The 234-nt window shown below is 33.8% G+C and carries 1 pseudogene; it reads right to left on the reverse strand.

The features are described 5' to 3' along the window. Positions 1-234: pseudogene (locus tag GNY06_RS14465) on the reverse strand (integrase core domain-containing protein); the annotation flags it as partial.

Below are 234 nucleotides of genomic sequence, written 5' to 3' on the forward strand. Positions count from 1 at the left end.
CAAGAGTTTCCAATAATTTCTCTTTTGCAATAGGTTTACTATCCAAAAACGTCTGCATCGGTGTTTTACCATAACAATGTTTTCCAGTATGCGTTCTTTCATTGTTTTAATAGGACAACCAACTTGTTTAAGTCTAATTGCAGTTCTTCAATACTTCTGTAAATTTTCTTTCTAAAAGCTATGGCATAAAACTCGTGCTGTATCGTTCTGTGAAAACGTTCACAAATGCCATTG

This window comes from Elizabethkingia argenteiflava (genome assembly GCF_009904105.1).
In the GTDB taxonomy this organism is placed as follows: domain Bacteria; phylum Bacteroidota; class Bacteroidia; order Flavobacteriales; family Weeksellaceae; genus Elizabethkingia; species Elizabethkingia argenteiflava.